The organism is Mumia quercus, assembly GCF_025506335.1.
GTDB lineage: Bacteria > Actinomycetota > Actinomycetes > Propionibacteriales > Nocardioidaceae > Mumia > Mumia quercus.
Window position 1 is genome coordinate 402,402 of the sequence record NZ_JANZYO010000003.1, and the last position, 17,064, is coordinate 419,465.

A 17,064-nucleotide genomic window follows, 5' to 3' on the forward strand; every position below is an offset into this window, starting at 1 on the left:
CTCATGAGCACTCACGATCCTCACGGGCACGCGACGGCGACGGAGCACGCTGCGCACAGCGAGCACATGTCCCACGGCGAGCATGGCGGGCACATGACCCACGGCGGTCACGGGGACCACGTCGCGCAGTTCCGGCGGCTCTTCTGGGTCATGCTGGTCCTCGCCGTCCCGGTGGTGCTCTGCTCGGCGATGTTCGCGTCGATCCTCGGCTCCGACCTGCCGGACGCGACCTGGGTCGAGTGGGTCTCCCCGCTGCTCGGCACCGTCATGTACGTGTGGGGTGGCCGTCCGTTCCTCACGGGAGCGGTGAGCGAGATCCGGTCCCGTCAGCCGGGGATGATGCTGCTCATCGGGCTCGCGATCACGGTCGCGTTCGTGTCGTCGTGGGGTGCGAGCCTGGGGCTGCTGCACCACGACCTGGACTTCTGGTGGGAGCTCGCGCTCCTTATCGTGATCATGCTGCTCGGCCACTGGATCGAGATGCGCTCGCTCGCGCAGACCACGTCGGCGCTGGACTCGCTGGCGGCGCTGCTGCCCGACGAGGCTGAGCGCGTCGACGGCGACGACATCGTCACCGTGGCGCCGGCCGACCTGCGCGTCGGCGATCTCGTCGTGGTGCGTCCAGGCGCCAGCGTCCCTGCCGACGGGGTGGTGACCGAGGGTGCCGCCGACGTCGACGAGTCGATGGTGACGGGTGAGTCACGGCCGGTCCGCCGTACCGTCGGCGACGCCGTCGTCGCCGGGACCGTCGCCACCGACTCCGGTCTCCGGGTGCGGGTGGACGCCGTCGGTGACGACACCGCGCTTGCCGGCATCCAGCGCCTGGTCGCCGACGCCCAGGCCTCGTCGTCTCGCGCGCAGCGCATCGCCGACACCGCCGCAGCCTGGCTGTTCTGGTTCGCGCTCAGCGCGGCGGCACTCACCGCACTGGTGTGGTCGCTGATCGGGCAGTCCGACGAGGCCGTCATCCGGGCCATCACCGTGCTCGTCATCGCCTGCCCGCACGCACTCGGTCTGGCGATCCCGCTCGTCGTGTCGATCGCGACCGAGCGTGCCGCACGGGGTGGCGTCCTCGTGAAGGATCGGTTGGCGCTGGAGAGCATGCGGACCGTGGACACCGTCCTGTTCGACAAGACGGGGACGCTCACCAAGGGCGAGCCCGCAGTCTCGGCGGTCGAGCCGGCCGAGCCGGCCGAGGGTGAGGGGGTCGACCAGGTCCTCGCGCTCGCCGCGGCGGCGGAGTCCGACAGCGAGCACCCGCTGGCCAAGGCGATCGTCGAGGCCGCCCGTCATCGTAGGCTCTCCGTGCCGCAGGCGTCGGACTTCTCGTCGTCGCCTGCGGTCGGGGTCACCGCGACGGTAGACGGCAGGCGTGTCCAGGTCGGCGGCCCCGCGCTCCTCGAGCAGGAGGGCGCCGACGAGCTCGACGTCGCGCAGGACTGGCGCGCTGGGGGCGCGATCATCCTCCACGTCCTCGTCGACGGTCGTACGGTCGGGGCGCTGTCGCTCGCCGACGAGGTGCGGCAGGAGTCGCGCGAGGCCGTGGACGCTCTCCACCGGGACGGTATCCAGGTCGTGATGATCACCGGGGACGCCGAGGCGGTGGCGCGGTCGGTGGCCGACGAGCTGGGGATCGACCGCTACTTCGCCGGCGTACGTCCCGAGGACAAGGCCGCGACCGTGGCGTCGTTGCAGGACGAGGGGCGCAAGGTCGCGATGGTGGGTGACGGGGTGAACGACGCGCCCGCGCTCGCCCAGGCCGACGTCGGCATCGCGATCGGCGCGGGCACCGACGTCGCGATCGCCTCGGCCGGGGTGATCCTGGCCAGCGACGACCCGCGTTCGGTCCTCTCGGTGCGTGAGCTGTCGCGGGCGAGCTATCGCAAGATGAAGCAGAACCTCTGGTGGGCTGCCGGCTACAACCTGATCTCGGTCCCGCTCGCCGCAGGCGTCCTGGCGCCGGTGGGGTTCGTGATGCCGATGTCGGTGGGGGCGTTGCTGATGTCGGCCTCCACGGTCGTCGTCGCGCTCAACGCCCAGACGCTGCGCCGGCTCGACCTCAGCCCGGAGGCCTCCGTACGCGCACGGGTCGCAGCCGACGCCTGACACACGAACCCCTCGGGACGTCATACCGATCGAGGGCCAGAGGCCTCCGTTCGTATGACGTGCCGAGGGGTGGGTGTCGGTCGGTCGTACGGTCAGGCGTTGGCCATCGCCTCGCGGGCGGCCTTCTCGGCCTCGCGCTTGGCGCGGCGCAGCGCCTTCGACTCCGGGGAGTTGCCGACCTTGTACGGGTCGGACGGCTTCTTGCCGAGTACGGCGAGCTGCCGGGCGACGCTGCCGATCTGCTTCGAGAGGCGGCCGGTGTTGTAGCGCAGCCCGTACTTCTCGACGAGACGGTGCACGTCCTCGGCGACCTCCGGGTAGCGGCGGGCCGGGATGTCCGGGAAGAGGTGGTGCTCGATCTGGTACGACAGGTTGCCCGACATGACGTGGAACCACGGGCGACCGGTGATGTTGGCCGAGCCGAGGAGCTGGCGCAGGTACCACTGGCCGCGCGTCTCGTTGAGCGCCTCCTCCTCGGTGAAGGTCTCGACCTCGGCGGGGAAGTGGCCGCAGAAGATGATGATGAACGTCCAGATGTTGCGGATGATGTTCGCGACGAAGTTGCCGCCGAGCACCGCGAGCGGCACCCACCACGAGGTGAACGGCACCAGCGCGACAGCGGCGAGGGGGAAGGCGACGTAGTCCTTGACGACCTGGCGGCGGACCTTCTGCCACGCGCGCTTCTTGCGGGCCTTGAACTCCGACTTGCTCATCCGGCCGCCGAGGTACTCGTCGAGCTCGATGCCGTGGTACATCACGCCCCACTCGAAGAAGAGCATGAGCAGGCTGGCGAGCGGCAGGTTGAAGCGGTGGCTCGGGTACCACGGCTGCTCGTCGTCGATCCGGAACAGGTTGTAGCCGATGTCCCGGTCCATGCCGTGGATGTTCGTGTACGTGTGGTGGATGTAGTTGTGGCCGTGCTTCCAGTCCTCGGCCGGCGCCACGTTGTCCCACTCGTACTTCTTGCCGTCGACGAGTGGATCGTTCATCCAGTCGTACTGGCCGTGCATCACGTTGTGGCCGATCTCCATGTTCTCGAGGATCTTGGAGATTCCGAGGAAGACGATGCCGACGACGAAGACGGGCGGGAAGAACGGCATGAAGATGCCGATCCGGCCGAGCACGTCGAAGATGCGCTGGGTCTTGATGACGCGGCGGATGTAGTCGGCATCGGCCTGCCCGAGATCGTCGAGGACGCGCTGGCGGACCGTGTCGAGCTCGCGCCCGAACTCCTCCAGCTGCTCGTACGTCATGAGGTCGAGGCCGATGGTGGCGCGGGTCGTGGTGTCCTCGCCGACGAGGGGGACCGGCGCCTTGTTGTGGTTCGACGCGCTGAGCGGCTCGATCGGAGCGCGCTTCTTGCGGTGGTGGGACATGGCGTTCCTCTCAGAGAGCGACGTTCACGTCGCCGACGGGGACTTGGACGCAGATCTTGACGGTCTCGTCGGTGTTGGCGGTGACCTCGCCGCTGATGACGTGGCGTACGGCGCCGTGGTTCTTCTTGGTGGCGCAGGTGTTGCAGACGCCCATGCGGCACCCGTACGCGGGCTTGAGGCCAGCGGCCTCGGCCTGCTCGAGGATGGTCGCGCCGGAGTTGTCGGCCGCCAGACCGGAGTCCTCGAAGGTCAGCGTGCCGGTGGCGTCGGCGGCGTCGAGGTCGACGGTCGGGACCTTGAAGTACTCCATGCGCAGCTGGTCGGCGGCGCCGAGCTCCTCGTACGCGGCGCGGACCGTCGCGATCAGGCCGGCGGGGCCGCACACGTACGAGAGGGTGCTCGCGGGGTCGACGCCGAGGTGCTTGAGGTGGTCGAGGGTGAAGCGGCCGGAGAGCTCGGCGCCTTCGACGGGCTCACGGGTGTAGACGCGTGTCATCTGGACGAAGTCCAGCGAGTCGGCGAGCGCGTCGAGCTCGGCGGAGAACATCTCGTCCTCGCGGCTGCGCGCGTAGTGCAGGAAGGTCACCCGTCCGCGGTGCCCCGAGTCACGCATCGTGCGCAGCATCGACATCACGGGCGTGATCCCCGAGCCACCCGACAGCAGCAGGAGGTCGTCCGGGATGCGGTCGGGGAGAACGAACTCTCCGTCGGCCTGCGAGAGGTGGACGAGCGTGCGGGGAGCGAGCTCGTGGTGGAGGTACTGCGAGACGTAGCCGTCCGGGTGGGCTTTCACCGAGACGCTGAACAGCCCGTCCTTGCGGCGTGCCGAGCTGGACACGGAGAACACCCGCACGCGTCGCTTGCCGTCGACCTCGACCCCGAACTCGACGTGCTGGCCGGGCTTGAAGCCCTCCCAGGTGCCGTTGGGGCGCAGCACGACGGTGCTGGCGACGCCGGTCTCGCGGATCACCTCCACGACCCGGGCGCGTACGTGGTGGACCGCCAGCATCGGGTGCACCTGGTCGAGGTAGTGGTCGACCGTGTGCGGGGACGTGAAGGCGGCGACCGGTCGCGAGGCGAGTGCCTTGCGGACGAATCCCATGAACGCTCCGAACCGAATTGAGTGAACGTCTGTGCACCCACAACCTACGCAACCGTAGGTTGTCGGTGCAACCCGACTCGCGTGTGAGCCAGGTCACGCCTTGCTGCGCGCTCGGCGCACGACCGGCGGCGCACCGCACTAGGCTGAGCCGCATGGAGTCGCAGCCGTACGTCATCGTGCTCTTCGGTGCGACGGGTGACCTCGCCCGACGCAAGCTGCTGCCGGGGCTGCTGCACCTGTGGCAGGCGGGGTTGCTCCCGAACGCGCGGATCGTCGGCACGTCGCTCGACGAGATGGATCTCGACAAGTTCCGTACGCTCGCCCGCGACGCGGTGGCGGAGTTCAGCACGCCCGCTCCGACGGACGAGGCGTGGGACGACTTCGCCGAGCTGCTGCGCTGGGCGCCCGGGGACGGCGGAGCCGACGCGCTCGCGACGGCGGTCCACCGCGCGGAGGCCGAGGTCGGTGGGCAGCCGCAGATCCTGCACTACCTGAGCGTGCCGCCCAAGGCCGCACTGGCAGTCGTCCACGAGATCGACGAGGCGGGCCTCGCCCCGAGGTCGCGGATCGTCATGGAGAAGCCGTTCGGCACCGACCTCGCGTCCGCCCGCCGGCTCAACGCCGCGCTGCACGAGGTGTTCCGCGAGGACCAGATCTTCCGGATCGACCACTTCCTCGGCAAAGAGGCGGCGCAGAACATCCTCGCGTTCCGGTTCGCCAACGGCCTCTTCGAGCCCATCTGGAACCGCAACCACATCGACCACGTCCAGATCGACGTGCCGGAGACGCTCGGGCTCGGGGGGCGGATCGGGTTCTACGAGGAGACCGGCGCATACAGGGACATGGTGGTCACACACCTCTTCCAGGTGCTCGGGTTCGTCGCGATGGAGCCGCCGACCGAGCTCGCGCCGTACGCGATCACGGAGGAGAAGAACAAGGTCTTCCGCTCGATGCTGCCGATCGAGCCCGCCGACGTCGTGCGCGGCCAGTACGCGGGCTACCGCGAGGAGCCCGACGTCAACGACGACTCCGACACCGAGACGTTCATCGCGCTGCGGTGCTGGATCGACAACTGGAGGTGGGCCGGCGTCCCGTTCTACCTCCGCACGGGCAAGAAGCTGGCCGAGGGGGCGCGCATCATCTCGATCGCGTTCCGCGAGCCGCCCAAGAGCATGTTCCCCGAAGGGTCGGGGGTCGGCGCCCAGGGCCCGGACCACCTGACGTTCGACCTGGCGGACCGGGCGCGGCTGTCGCTCTCGTTCTACGGCAAGAAGCCGGGCCACGGGATGCGGATGGACAAGTACTCGATGCAGTTCTCGTTCCACGAGGACCCGGGCGCGGTCTCGGCGCTGGAGGCGTACGAGCGGCTCATCTACGACGCCATGCGCGGTGACCACACGCTGTTCACGACCGCCGACGGGATCGAGCAGCTGTGGGGCCTCTCCCAGAAGCTCCTCGACCACCCGCCGCCCGTGCGCGTCTACCCGGCCGGGTCGTGGGGGCCGAACGCCATCCACCAGCTGATCGCGCCGCACGCGTGGCGGCTGCCGTTCGAGCGGCCGTGGCGGGAGAAGCCGGTCTGAGCGGCTGCGGTCGGGCGACCGGGCTCAGCGCCAGCGGTCCTCGACCATGCGGACGGCCTCGCTGCGAGCGAGGCCGAGGCGACGGAGCTGCGCCACATAGGCGTCGGCCGCGGCGCCCGCCTGCTGCGCGGCGTCGGATTCGAGGTCACGGGGCTTGATGAACGTCCCGCGCCGCCCGAGCGTCTCCACGACACCTTCGGACTCGAGCACCCGGTACGCCTTGGCGACCGTGTTGACGGCGAGCCCCAGCGAGTCGGCGAGCGCCCGTACGGTGGGGATCCGGGCACCCGGGCCGAGCGTCCCGTCGGCGGCCTGGGCAGCGACCTGGCGCCTGACCTGCTCGTACGGGGGTTCGCCAGTGGTGGGATCGATGACGATCCGCATACGGGGCGCAGGTTCGGTGGTGGTGTTCACGTCCCGCTCCTTCACCCTCGCGTACGTCTCCTCCACCAGGGTAAGTTCCGTGCCGGAGATCCACAGGTGTCACGCGCCTGCCGCCGCTGTCCGAGCGCACCCGTAGGCTGGGACCACGATGAGCTTCTCGTTCCCCGTGCCCCCTGATCGGATGCCGTCCGAGCGTCGCTCCGGCGACCTCCGTACGGCCCATGCCTTCTCCGACGCCGGGGGAGGTGGCGGTCACGACCGCCCGAGTGACGAGGAGATCGAGGCACGCCGCCAGGCCGACGCCGAGCGCCTGCTCGCCGGTCTCAACGAGCCACAGCGCGCCGCGGTGACGCACACGGGCGGTCCGCTGCTGGTCGTCGCCGGCGCAGGGTCGGGCAAGACGCGGGTGCTCACCCGCCGGATCGCCTGGATGATCTCCCAGCACCGCGTCCACCCGGGCTCGATCCTGGCGATCACGTTCACCAACAAGGCCGCTGCCGAGATGCGCAGCCGCGTCGAGGAGTACGTCGGCGGGCGCTCCCGGCTGATGTGGGTGAGCACGTTCCACTCGGCGTGCGTGCGGATCCTCCGCAAGGAGGCCCAGCGATTCGGCTTCACCTCGACGTTCACGATCTACGACGCGGCCGACTCCAAGCGGCTGATGACGCAGGTGTGCCGCGACCTCGAGCTCGACCCCAAGCGGTTCCCGCCGCGCGGCGTCCTCAACTGGGTGTCCAACCTCAAGAACGAGCTGGTCGACCACGAGCAGGCCGCCACCAAGGCGCACAACGACACCGAGCGGGCGTACGCGTCGGCCTATACGGCGTACCAGGAGCGTCTGCGGGCCTCCAACGCGATGGACTTCGACGACCTCATCATGACGACGGTGCACCTGTTCCAGGCGTTCCCCGACGTCGCTGACGTCTACCGCCGGCGGTTCCGGCACGTGCTCGTCGACGAGTACCAGGACACCAACCACGCCCAGTACGTCCTCATCCGCGAGCTGTGCACCGAGCCGGACTCCGACCTCCTCGTGGTCGGTGACTCCGACCAGTCGATCTACGCGTTCCGCGGTGCCAACATCCGCAACATCCTCGAGTTCGAGGCCGACTTCCCGACCGCGACGACGATCCTGCTCGAGCAGAACTACCGCTCGACGCAGTCGATCCTCGACGCCGCCAACGCCGTGATCGCGCGCAACGAGGGCCGCAAGAAGAAGAACCTCTGGTCGGCTCAGGGCAAGGGCGAGCTCATCGTCGGCTACGTGGCCGACGACGAGCACGCCGAGGCGCAGTACGTCGCCGACGAGGTGGACCGGCTCACCGACGAGGGCCTCGCCAAGCCGGGCGAGGTGGCGGTGTTCTACCGCACCAACGCGCAGTCACGTGTGTTCGAGGAGGTGTTCATCCGCGTCGGCATGCCGTACCGCGTCGTCGGGGGCGTCCGCTTCTACGAGCGCAAGGAGGTCAAGGACGCCATCGCGTACCTGAGGGTCCTCGTGAACCCTGCCGACGCCGTCTCGCTGCGGCGGATCCTCAACACGCCCAAGCGCGGCATCGGGGAGCGTGCCGAGGCCGTCGTCGGTGCGCACGCCGACCGCCTCCGCATCTCCTTCTGGGAGGCGCTCCAGCGCGCCCACGAGGCCCCCGGCATCGCGACCCGCTCGCTGAAGCAGATCAGCGCGTTCGTCGAGACGATGACCGGGCTGCAGGAGCTCGCCGCCTCGGGCGAGCCTGTCGACGCCGTGCTCGAGGCGACGCTGGCGCGCTCGGGCTACCTCGACGAGCTCGAGAACAGCACCGACCCGCAGGACGAGGCGCGCGTCGAGAACCTCTCCGAGCTCGTGGCCGTCGCGCGCGAGTTCGTGTCCGACGCGGCGACGCTGGCTGACGCGCCGGTGGCGGCCGACGACGAGCCGGTAGACGACGACGTGCTCGCTCCCGGATCGGTCGCCGCCTTCCTCGAGCGGGTCTCGCTCGTCGCCGACGCCGACTCCATCCCGGACGCGGGTGAGGGCATGGTGACGCTGATGACGTTGCACTCGGCCAAGGGCCTGGAGTTCCCCGTCGTCTTCCTCACCGGTCTGGAGGAGTCCGTCTTCCCGCACATGCGCTCGATGGGCGACCCGAAGGAGATGGAAGAGGAGCGCCGCATCGCGTACGTCGGGCTCACCCGTGCCGAGGAGCGGCTCTACGTCACGCGCGCCCTCGTACGGTCGGCGTGGGGCGCGCCCTCGCACAACCCGCCGTCCCGGTTCCTCGACGAAATCCCGGCCGAGCTCGTCGACTGGAAGCGCACCGAGTCCGACACGACGACCTGGTCCGGCGGCTACCTGCCCCGCCGCACGACGACGCCGATCCGGGCGGCGAGCGCCGACCGGGCGAGCAAGGAGAAGCGCGACGTCCCGAGCCTGTCGCCGGGCGACCGCGTGTCGCACGACGCGTTCGGGCTGGGCACGGTGGTGGCGCTCGAGGGAGCAGGGGACCGCGCGGTGGCGTCGGTCGACTTCGGCTCCGAAGGCGTCAAGCGACTCCTGCTGCGCTACGCCCCCGTCGAGAAGATCTGACGCTCGCGAGCCACTCGCGGGTGGGCGCGGAGTGACTTGCGGGATCAGGGGTTGACGTTGTGCGCGCGGAGCGCGGCCAGCGGATCGACTGGGTTGCCGCCTCCTGGGCGGACCTCGAGGTGAAGGTGCGGGCCGGTGGAGTTGCCCGTCGTCCCCACATAGCCGATCACGGTGCCGGGATCCACCTTGGTGCCGGGGCTGACCTTGACCGACGACTGGTGGCAGTACCAGATCTCGGTGCCGTCCTCGAGCGTCAGCACGGTCTTGTTGCCGTACGAGCCGTCGTAGCCGGTGCTCTTGACCGTGCCGCGCGCGATGGCGACGAGCGGGGTGCCCGACGGCGCCGCGAAGTCGAGGCCGGTGTGGACGGTGGACCAGAGCGAGCTCGACTGGCCGAAGCGAGCGGTGAGTCGGTAGCCGGTGAGCGGCAGGACCCACTGCTTCTTCTTGATCTCCTGCGAGCGTGCCTCGGTACGGTCGGCGAGCGCGGCCAGCGATGCCGAGAGCTGGGCGGCCTGCTGTTCGGCCTGCTTGTCGAGGAGAGCGCGGTCGAAGTCGCGGGTGACGTCGACGTTGTTCGGGTCGTACCGCTTGGCGGACGAGCCGCTCACGTCGGCGGAGAGTGCCTGGAAGTCGGCCGTCTCCATCACCGGAGGCTTGGCCGAGGAGACCGCGACGGCACCGATCCCGGCGACGACGAGGGCGGCGGCACCGATGACGGCCGGGGTCGGGAGGCGACGCGACTTGCCCGTACGGGTGCGTGCGGAGCGCGAGCCCGGGGGCGTGGCACGGCGGGCGGGGCGGAGCTCACCCGAGCGCCGCTCGGTGATCGTGGTGTGCTCGGAAACCGCATCGATCTGCGCGGTCGCGTCGGCCGGGATCGGCGGAAGCTCGGCGACGCGCTTGCCGCGGCTGGGGCTCGGCGGCGGGGTGCTGGGGGAGGAGGTCCGAGGGGCGCTCTCACGTGGGGCGCTCGCCGTCGGCTCGGGGGAGGTGCGTGCAGCGCGGCGGCCGCCGGAGCGCCGCTCGTCGGCTGCGGACGAGGAGGGGGAGTACGAGGGGGAAGCGGGGGAGGAGGGGACGGGGGAGGAGCGGAACGGTGCCGCCTCGGCTGCGGGGAGGGCGGTCAGCGGGGGGCTGACCTCCATATGCGAGGTGATCTCGGTCTGCGCCTCGGTGATCTCGGTCCGGATCAGCGTCGTCTCGGCGGGCGACGGAGGTGCCATCGGTGTGGCGGAGACCTGCGGGGAGCGGGTCGCTTCACCAGCGGGCGGGACCGTCCTCCCGGCTACTCGACGGCCGGTGCCGGCGCTGCCGGCGGAGGCGCTGGAGCCGGACGATCGCGAGAGGCCCTTCTTGGGCTTCTCGGCGCGGCGCTTGGGGGCGGGGCGCGACGTCACGAAACGAGACCTCCAGATGTGGACTGACGGCTGTCGACACTAGCGGAAGCGCCCCCGTTACCGAAGAGTGACAACCGGACCACTGTCCAGCATCTTGGACAGATGGTCAAGGTTGGCGTCGCGATCCCTGTCATGCCGGGCGAGGACGTGTGCAGGTGTGAAGCCCGCCTCATTGCGGCTCCCGCGCGGTGTGCACCGCGGACCGGACGGTCTCAGCGACCAGGACGGGTTCGGTCCAGGGAATCCAGTGGCCGGCATCGACCTCCCTGCGGGTCAGATCGGGGACGAAGCGGGAGAGGCCCTCGTACATCGCGGGGGAGAGGAAGGGGTCGCGCATCGCGACGACGAGGGTGACCGGAACGGGGGTGGGCGTCGGCGGAGGCGTCCGTACGGCGCGGAACGCGTTCGCCCGGTAGAGGTTGACGCCGTGCGCGGCGTCGCGCGCCAACGCTTCCGACCAGTGGGTGTCGTCCGTGCCCTCCGCGCGCGCCAGCACGCGACGGACGAGGCGCGTCGCACGGCGCATCACCAGCTCGGGGACCAAAGGCACCTGGAACGCCCCGATGTACCAGGACCTCGCGAGCTGGTTGGCGAGCACGCCGAGCTGCCGCCGTGCGAACGCCGTACGGAGGAAGTCGCCGTACAGGCGGAGGTCGGGCCCGCTCATCGACACGTACGAGGCGATGCGGCCACGCAGGCGCTCGTCTGTGCCGGCGGCGAACACCGCAGTCCACAGCTGGACCGAGCCCCAGTCGTGGCCGACGAGGTGGACGGGCCCGCCGTCGGGGCGCACGGCGTCGAGCACGGCGACGAGGTCGTCGACCAGCCGCTCGACGCGATATCCCTCGACACCGGTCGGGGTCGTCGAGCCGCCGGCGCCGCGGACGTCGTACGTGACGACGTCGAAGTCGTCGAGGAGCGGGGCGACCCGGTCCCACACGTGGTGGTTGTCGGGGTAGCCGTGGACGAGCACGACGGTGGGCCCCGTCTGGGTGCCCGAGCGTCTGACCGCGAGCGTCACGTCGTCGGAAGGCACACTGAGAGCAGTGCTTTCACCGGCCATGCGTGGATCCTAGTCCGCGTACCCCGTCCCGCTGTGACGAGGCTCACGGGGCTAGAGTCGCGAAGGTTGTACGGCAGCGTACCTGTACCAAAGGACGGCATCACCGTGGATCTGATGGAGTACCAGGCGAAGGAGCTCTTCGCCAAGCACGGTGTTCCCGTGACGCTCGGCGTCGTGGCGAACACTCCCGAAGAGGCGCGCAAGGGCGCCGAAGACCTGGGTGGCGCAGTCGTCGTCAAGGCCCAGGTCAAGGCCGGCGGCCGCGGCAAGGCAGGCGGCGTCAAGTTCGCGCCGACGCCTCAGGACGCCTTCGACCGTGCCAGCGACATCCTCGGCATGGAGATCAAGGGCCTGACGGTCAACCGCGTGCTCATCGCGCCCGCTGCCACCATCGAGGAGGAGTACTACTTCTCCTTCCTGCTCGATCGCGCGAACCGGCAGTACCTCTGCATCGCGTCGGTCGAGGGCGGCGTCGAGATCGAGGAGGTCGCCAAGACCAACCCCGACGCTGTCAAGCAGATCCCGATCGATCCCGGCACCGGAGTCGACGAGGCGATGGCTCGCGCGATCGCGACCGAGGCCGCCTTCCCGGAGCCGATCTTCGAGCAGGCCGTCGAGATGATCCAGGCGCTGTGGAAGGTCTTCGTCGAAGAGGACGCCACGCTCGTCGAGGTCAACCCGCTGGCGCGTCTGGCCGGCGACAAGCTCGAGGCGCTGGACGGCAAGGTCTCGCTCGACGAGAACGCCGAGTTCCGTCACCCCGAGCACGAGGCGTTCGTCGACAAGAGCGCGGAGAACCCGCTCGAGGCGAAGGCCAAGGCGCTCAACCTCAACTACGTCAAGCTCGAGGGCCAGGTCGGCATCATCGGCAACGGCGCGGGCCTCGTCATGTCGACGCTCGACGTCGTCGCGTACGCCGGTGAGGCGCACGGCGGCGTGAAGCCCGCCAACTTCCTCGACATCGGTGGCGGCGCCAACGCCGAGGTGATGGCGAACGGACTCGACGTGATCCTCGGCGATCCCGACGTGAAGTCCGTCTTCGTCAACGTCTTCGGCGGTATCACCGCCTGCGACGAGGTCGCCAACGGCATCGTGGGCGCGCTCGACCTGCTCGGCGACACGGCCACCAAGCCGCTCGTCGTCCGCCTCGACGGCAACAACGTCGAGCTGGGCCGGCAGATCCTCAACGAGCGCAACCACCCGCTGGTCACCCTCGTCGACACCATGGACGGCGCGGCCGACAAGGCCGCCGAGCTGGCGAACGCCTGAGAGGGGACGAGGACATGTCCATCTACCTGAACAAGGACTCCAAGATCATCGTCCAGGGCATCACCGGCGGGATGGGTGCCAAGCACACCGCTCTGATGCTCGACGCCGGCTCCAACATCGTCGGTGGCGTGAACGCGCGCAAGGCCGGCACGACGGTGACCCACACGAAGGACGGCGCTGAGGTCCAGCTGCCCGTCTTCGGGACCGTCAAGGAGGCCATGGCCGAGACCGGCGCCGACGTGTCGGTCGTGTTCGTGCCGCCGGCCTTCACCAAGGACGCCTGCGTCGAGGCGATCGACGCGGGCATCGGCCTGCTGGTCGTCATCACCGAGGGTGTGCCGGTCCAGGACACCGCCGAGGTGTGGTCGTACCTGCAGGGCAAGCACACCCGCATGATCGGCCCGAACTGCCCCGGCATCATCACGCCGGGGGAGTCGCTGGCCGGCATCACGCCGCACACCATCGCCGGCAAGGGCCCCGTCGGGCTCGTGTCGAAGTCGGGCACGCTGACGTACCAGATGATGTACGAGCTGTCGGACTACGGCTTCTCGACCGCCATCGGCATCGGCGGCGACCCGGTCATCGGCACCACGCACATCGACGCGCTCGAGGCGTTCGAGAACGACCCCGAGACCAAGGCGATCGTGATGATCGGCGAGATCGGCGGCGACGCCGAGGAGCGCGCCGCGGCCTACATCAAGGAGCACGTCACCAAGCCGGTCGTCGGCTACGTGGCGGGCTTCACCGCTCCCGAGGGCAAGACGATGGGCCACGCCGGCGCGATCGTCTCCGGCTCGTCGGGCACGGCGGAGGCCAAGAAGGAGGCCCTCGAGGCCGCCGGTGTCAAGGTCGGCAAGACGCCGTCCGAGACCGCTGAGCTCATGCGCGAGATCCTCAAGTCGCTCTGACCTGAGCCCGCGTCGTACGAAAGGCGCCCCGACCCTCGCGGGTCGGGGCGCCTTCGTCGTTCGCGCGGCGGAGCCGGTCAGCGCCAGTACGCGAGGCGCTGCGCGGCGCGGCTCGCGACGGTGGCGAACTGGCCGGCGCTCAGGTCGGCACGCTTGTTGCCCGACTGGGCGACCTGCGTCACCGTGGCTCCTCGCCGTACGAGAGCGAGGCGGTACGTCACGGTCGACTTCGGGCCGGTCTCGAACGACATCCGCCAGGTCTTGCCCACGTAGCCGCTCCCGCGCACCGCGCCGCCCGCACGGACGGTCGCGGCCTGGTTGCGGTCCTCGCACTTGGCGATGCGCTTCTCGACCTTCCTGACGAACGCGGCAGCCTGACGGGGCGAGCGGAACGTCGCGATCGTCTGGCCGATCCCGAACTGCTTCGGGACGGCCTTGTCGTTCGGCACGACGTACACGCGGGCGCGGGTCTTGGCGACGGTGCGGTTGAGGAAGTCGGCCTTGTCGCACATCGTGGCGGCCGGGTTAGGGCTCGGCGGCTCGGGCTCGGTGGCGCCCCACGGCTTGGTCTGGCGTCCCACCGGAGGCAGGTCGGCCGCAGCCAGGAACCCCGGGTTGCTCGACGTCCGGGGGAGCGGGGCTCCGGCGGTCTTCGTGGAGGTCGTGCACGGCCCGCCGGACGCGGCGCAGGCCAGGCGCATGCTCTCGACGAGCGCGTTGCCGAAGGCGGCGACCGACGGGGCGGACGTCCCGTCCGTACGGTGCACGAGGACCGAGTTGACGACTCCGGACTGCATGAACCCGACGGTGAGGGTCCGCGCCGGCGAGCCGCTCTCGCGCATCCGCAGGATCGTGACCGGCGAGGAGGCGCCCGCGATCGTCGCCGCGCTGGCCATCTGGATGCGGGGGACCGAGCAGTCGGCGTACCACTGGAGTCGCCGCTTGAACGCCGCCTGGGCCGCGTCCGCGTTGCGAGCGACCTCGAGCACCTGGATGGCGAGCTCGGGCTCGCCGTACGCCTCGAACTCGCGCACGTAGGTCTTGCGGGGGTCGTCGGTCGCGAAGCGCCGTGGCGTGCACGCCGTGAGGGGCTCGCCGGCGGTGGAGGCCCGCTCGGCGGCCTCGTCGGCGCTCTCGAACTCCTTCGGCTCGTCGGCGGCCGTGGAGACCGTGGTCCAGTCGTGGGAGGGGTCGATCCGTCCGGCTTCAACGGCGGTCATCAGGGAGCGGGCGGTCACCGCGTCGCCGGGCCGGGCGGCGCTGACGGGACGCTCACCCACGCGGGTGCGCTCCTGGGCCTCGGCCTGGCTCAGCGGCGCGCTGGGGGCGACGACGAGCCCGGCGGCGATCACCCCGACGCAGGCGGCGGCGACCGAGACGAGGGTGTGGCGACGGCTGCGGCCCCGCGCCTTGTAGCGCACCCGCGACGCGCTCGGGAGCATGATCTGCTCGGAGATCTCCGAGAGCCCCAGCAGGCGGCTCTCGATCTGCCCGATGCTCTGGCCGAGGGCCTGCTCGAGCTCGGTGACGGCGTGCTGGGTCTCGGCGACGGCCTCGTTGTCCGCGATGCCGACGTCTCGGGCGGCGGCGGAGAGGTCGAGCTCGCCGAGGGTCTGCAGGATGATCAGGCGCCGCGAGCGGCTGTTGAGCTCCTGGAGAGCCTCGATCAGCGCGAGGTCGCTGTCCTCCTCGTGCCGCCGGCGCCACGGGCGGGTGCCGCGCGACAGCCGGGCCTGGCGGAACGCCTCGCTGCGCACGTACGACAGCGGGTCGCGTGCGCGCTGCTTCGCCCACGCCTGCCAGGCCTTCTCGTACGCCTCGGCGACGGCTTCTGCCGTCACGGAGCGGTCGCCACACTCGGCGTACGTGAGGTGCGTCACGTACCGGCTCGTGGAGTCGTAGAAGGTGTCGAACTCATCCACCTTCGGCATGACTCGGGTCTCCCTACGGTCGCGGTCGGGGTCGGTGCTCGTGGACGGCCCCCCCAGGCGGCACACGTCGGCGTGCCTCCGTCTCGGCGACCCAGGCTACAGGGACGATGGTGACGATGATCGAGACCTTGGAAACCTCTATGCGCCCGCTCCGGAACCGTCTCGGCGGCTCCGGTCGACCCGGTTGGGCGGCGGGCGCGACGGCCGCTGTCGCGGCCGCCCTGCTGGGCCTGCTCGTGTGCGGTGGGCTGACCGTCGTCGTGTGGCTCGCCGCCGACACCGGGACGGCCGGCGGCGCCCTGCGGGGCGGTGCGATCGCGTGGCTCGCGGCCCACGGGAGCGGGGTGACGGTCGGCCAGACCGTGATCAACGCCATTCCGCTCGGTCTCTTCCTCCTGGCGGTGCTCACCCTCCACTCGACCGTCGCCCGCGTCAGCGCGGGCTGGGGTGTCGCCAACGGCGTCCGCGAGGTCGGGGTGGTCGCGTCCTCCTGCGCGGTGACGTACGCGGCGGTGCTCGCGGTCGTGGCGTGGTGGTCCCCGCTCGACGGTGCTGCCGTCCAACCGTGGCGTGCGGCCGTCGCCGGCCTCCTCGTCGGGGCGGTCTTCGGAGCCAGCGGCGCCGCGCACGGCTCGGGCGTGCTGCGCCGCCAGTACCGCTCGCTCCCGCCGACCGGACGCTCCGCGCTGCGCGGGGGGATCGTCGGCGCGGTGGCGCTCGTCGCGCTCGCCGGCGTTCTCGTCGTCGGCGGTCTCGTGGCCCGGGCGGACGCCGTCGGCGCGCTCTGGTCCGGTCTGCGGCCGGGTCTCCTCGGGGGGATCGGTCTGCTCCTCGTGTGCCTCCTGGTGCTGCCCAACCTCGTCCTCTGGACCGTGGCGGCGATGCTCGGACCCGGGTACGCCCTCGGCGCCGGGACGTCGGTCACCCTGACGTCCAGCACGCTGGGTGCGGTCCCGGCGCTCCCCGTCCTCGCGGCCGTCCCGCCGGCGGGTCCTCGGCCGGGCTGGCTCATCGCGTTCGCCGCGGCCCCGCTCCTCGCCGGAGCGCTCGCGGGCTACCTCGCGGTGGAGGGGGCTGAGCGGCGCGCGCTCGGCGAGCTCCGTACCGACGTCGTGGCCGGTGCCGGTGCCGGGGTCTTCGCCGGATCGCTGGTCGGGCTCGGCCTGCTGCTCTCCGGAGGCAGCCTCGGCCCCGGCCGACTTGGCACCAGCGGCCCCGACCTGCCGCTCTCGGTGCTCCTCGCGATCAGCGTCCTGGCCGTGGGCGGCGCGGTCGGTGCGGCGGCGGCGCACTATCGTGGTCGCCGTGGAGCAGACGACGACGCCACCTCGGACCCAGCCTCGCAGGACTCCACCTCCAGCGTCTGAGCGGCCGGC

At 70.7% G+C, this 17,064-nt stretch carries 12 protein-coding genes; 6 read left to right on the forward strand and 6 right to left on the reverse strand.

The window, feature by feature from the left end; translation table 11 throughout:
* Window positions 1–3 precede the first annotated feature (3 nt).
* Window positions 4–2,106: a heavy metal translocating P-type ATPase gene (locus tag NYZ95_RS08475; protein WP_262850619.1), complete on the forward strand. Its 2,103-nt coding sequence runs from the start codon at window positions 4–6 to the stop codon at window positions 2,104–2,106.
* 92 nt (window positions 2,107–2,198) lie between these two features.
* Here the strand turns inward: NYZ95_RS08475 and NYZ95_RS08480 are convergent, their stop codons facing one another.
* Both NYZ95_RS08480 and NYZ95_RS08485 read right to left on the reverse strand, forming a co-directional pair.
* A complete protein-coding gene (locus tag NYZ95_RS08480; protein WP_262850620.1) occupies window positions 2,199–3,482 on the reverse strand; it encodes a fatty acid desaturase family protein in 1,284 nt (427 codons plus the stop codon).
* Window positions 3,483–3,492: 10 nt separating this feature from the next.
* A complete protein-coding gene (locus NYZ95_RS08485; RefSeq protein WP_262850621.1) occupies window positions 3,493–4,584 on the reverse strand; it encodes a ferredoxin reductase in 1,092 nt (363 codons plus the stop codon).
* A 152-nt stretch (window positions 4,585–4,736) separates the two neighbouring features.
* On the opposite strand from NYZ95_RS08485, the gene zwf reads away from it, so the two are divergent.
* Window positions 4,737–6,167 carry a glucose-6-phosphate dehydrogenase gene (zwf, locus tag NYZ95_RS08490; protein ID WP_262850622.1) on the forward strand — a complete coding sequence of 477 codons (1,431 nt, stop codon included), beginning with the start codon at window positions 4,737–4,739 and terminating at the stop codon, window positions 6,165–6,167.
* Window positions 6,168–6,191: 24 nt separating this feature from the next.
* Here zwf and NYZ95_RS08495 read toward each other — a convergent pair whose 3' ends face one another.
* Window positions 6,192–6,581: a GntR family transcriptional regulator gene (locus tag NYZ95_RS08495; protein ID WP_262850623.1), complete on the reverse strand. Its 390-nt coding sequence runs from the start codon at window positions 6,579–6,581 to the stop codon at window positions 6,192–6,194.
* A 118-nt stretch (window positions 6,582–6,699) separates the two neighbouring features.
* On the opposite strand from NYZ95_RS08495, the gene pcrA reads away from it, so the two are divergent.
* Window positions 6,700–9,117, forward strand: coding sequence for a DNA helicase PcrA (gene pcrA / locus NYZ95_RS08500; RefSeq protein ID WP_262850625.1), 2,418 nt, complete (start codon window positions 6,700–6,702; stop codon window positions 9,115–9,117).
* A 44-nt stretch (window positions 9,118–9,161) separates the two neighbouring features.
* On the opposite strand, the gene NYZ95_RS20385 is transcribed toward pcrA, so the two are convergent.
* Both NYZ95_RS20385 and NYZ95_RS08510 read right to left on the reverse strand, forming a co-directional pair.
* A complete protein-coding gene (locus tag NYZ95_RS20385; RefSeq protein ID WP_262850626.1) occupies window positions 9,162–10,517 on the reverse strand; it encodes a peptidoglycan DD-metalloendopeptidase family protein in 1,356 nt (451 codons plus the stop codon).
* A gap of 169 nt (window positions 10,518–10,686) precedes the next feature.
* Window positions 10,687–11,580, reverse strand: coding sequence for an alpha/beta fold hydrolase (locus tag NYZ95_RS08510; protein ID WP_262850627.1), 894 nt, complete (start codon window positions 11,578–11,580; stop codon window positions 10,687–10,689).
* Between the two features lie 105 nt (window positions 11,581–11,685).
* Between NYZ95_RS08510 and sucC the strand changes: the two genes are divergently transcribed.
* Entirely contained in the window at window positions 11,686–12,849 is a 1,164-nt protein-coding gene (sucC, locus tag NYZ95_RS08515; RefSeq protein ID WP_262850629.1) for an ADP-forming succinate--CoA ligase subunit beta, read from the forward strand.
* Between the two features lie 14 nt (window positions 12,850–12,863).
* Window positions 12,864–13,757, forward strand: coding sequence for a succinate--CoA ligase subunit alpha (sucD, locus tag NYZ95_RS08520; RefSeq protein ID WP_262850630.1), 894 nt, complete (start codon window positions 12,864–12,866; stop codon window positions 13,755–13,757).
* 77 nt (window positions 13,758–13,834) lie between these two features.
* Here sucD and NYZ95_RS08525 read toward each other — a convergent pair whose 3' ends face one another.
* Window positions 13,835–15,688 carry a SigE family RNA polymerase sigma factor gene (locus NYZ95_RS08525; protein WP_262850631.1) on the reverse strand — a complete coding sequence of 618 codons (1,854 nt, stop codon included), beginning with the start codon at window positions 15,686–15,688 and terminating at the stop codon, window positions 13,835–13,837.
* Window positions 15,689–15,828: 140 nt separating this feature from the next.
* Between NYZ95_RS08525 and NYZ95_RS08530 the strand changes: the two genes are divergently transcribed.
* Window positions 15,829–17,055 carry a cell division protein PerM gene (locus tag NYZ95_RS08530; protein WP_262850633.1) on the forward strand — a complete coding sequence of 409 codons (1,227 nt, stop codon included), beginning with the start codon at window positions 15,829–15,831 and terminating at the stop codon, window positions 17,053–17,055.
* Window positions 17,056–17,064 lie beyond the last annotated feature (9 nt).

Excerpts from the sequence above, each read along its gene's own strand:
- NYZ95_RS08475 (WP_262850619.1), top strand. The coding sequence starts at position 4 with ATGAGCACTCACGATCCTCACGGGCACGCGACGGCGACGGAGCACGCT.
- NYZ95_RS08530 (WP_262850633.1), top strand. The coding sequence starts at position 15,829 with ATGCGCCCGCTCCGGAACCGTCTCGGCGGCTCCGGTCGACCCGGTTGG.
- NYZ95_RS08480 (WP_262850620.1), bottom strand. The coding sequence starts at position 3,482 with ATGTCCCACCACCGCAAGAAGCGCGCTCCGATCGAGCCGCTCAGCGCG.
- sucD (WP_262850630.1), top strand. The coding sequence starts at position 12,864 with ATGTCCATCTACCTGAACAAGGACTCCAAGATCATCGTCCAGGGCATC.
- zwf (WP_262850622.1), top strand. The coding sequence starts at position 4,737 with ATGGAGTCGCAGCCGTACGTCATCGTGCTCTTCGGTGCGACGGGTGAC.
- NYZ95_RS08485 (WP_262850621.1), bottom strand. The coding sequence starts at position 4,584 with ATGGGATTCGTCCGCAAGGCACTCGCCTCGCGACCGGTCGCCGCCTTC.
- NYZ95_RS08510 (WP_262850627.1), bottom strand. The coding sequence starts at position 11,580 with ATGGCCGGTGAAAGCACTGCTCTCAGTGTGCCTTCCGACGACGTGACG.
- NYZ95_RS08525 (WP_262850631.1), bottom strand. The coding sequence starts at position 15,688 with ATGCCGAAGGTGGATGAGTTCGACACCTTCTACGACTCCACGAGCCGG.
- pcrA (WP_262850625.1), top strand. The coding sequence starts at position 6,700 with ATGAGCTTCTCGTTCCCCGTGCCCCCTGATCGGATGCCGTCCGAGCGT.